Below are 327 nucleotides of genomic sequence, written 5' to 3'. Positions count from 1 at the left end.
TTCTATCACGGTCGTGCGTAGTGCCACAATCCCTGCATTGCCATGTTCTATCGCGCAGATTCAACGATTCCTTCACAGTACCACAAGCCGAGCAGGTCTTAGATGAGGGATACCATTTTTCAATGAACCTGATTTTGACACCCTTTTTGGAAGCAACATTCACTAATTTCTTAACGAAATCGGCAAAGGCTAAATCACTAACTTTGCGACCCCAGAGGGGTTTCATGCCCTGTAGGTTTAAGGCCTCTAGACGGATTTCGTCGTATGCGTCAGTCAGTTGGTGTGCAAGTTTCCAGTGGAAGTCCTCTCGTTGCCGTTCAATCTTAC

Annotated in this window: 1 protein-coding gene; it reads right to left on the bottom strand. The window is 46.5% G+C overall.

The annotated features are described in order from the left end of the window. The coding region (locus J4G02_01950; protein ID MCE2393358.1) for a transposase at window positions 1-327 on the bottom strand (327 nt) is incomplete at both ends.

It is taken from the genome of Candidatus Poribacteria bacterium (assembly GCA_021295755.1).
Taxonomy (GTDB): Bacteria; Poribacteria; WGA-4E; order WGA-4E; family PCPOR2b; genus PCPOR2b.
This window is presented reverse-complemented; position numbering and strand designations above follow the sequence as displayed.